Genomic DNA, 432 nt, shown 5'->3' with positions numbered 1-432 from the left:
TGCGGCTGAGCTTCGAGGACATGCCGCTGCCGCGCAACCCGAACCTTGCCGACACCGTGCTGCGGGCCTTCAACGCCAATGACAATGAGGGCCGCGTCGGCATCAATGGCGAGAGCTTCCGCTTTCCCGAGACCGGCCGGGCCCGTCAGGGCGGCGGCGGACATGGCGGTGGCGGCGGTCATGGTGGAGGAGATGATGGCAGGCATCCCGAGGCTGCGACGGGAAGCCGTGGCGGCCCTGGTCAACAGGGCGGCGGTGATGACGATGACGACGAGACCCGCGCCAACCGGCTGCCGGTATCGCTCGGCCGCAATGTTCTGGCCAACGGCATGGTCAACCTGTCGACGCTGATCTTCCTCGACGATCTCCTGGCCAAGACGTCCGATCCGGACGGCGATCAGCTGAGCGTGCGCAACCTGCGGGCCTCGAGCG

Annotated in this window: 1 pseudogene; it reads left to right on the top strand. The window is 67.8% G+C overall.

What is annotated here, in order from left to right:
• A pseudogene (locus JNB88_RS33190) lies at positions 1–432 on the top strand (calcium-binding protein); the annotation flags it as partial.

Origin of the sequence: Rhizobium cauense (assembly GCF_019511525.1) — a bacterium.
GTDB lineage: Bacteria > Pseudomonadota > Alphaproteobacteria > Rhizobiales > Rhizobiaceae > Rhizobium > Rhizobium cauense.
The sequence above is the reverse complement of the archived record's forward strand: the minus strand, read 5'-3'. Positions and strand labels throughout refer to the sequence as shown.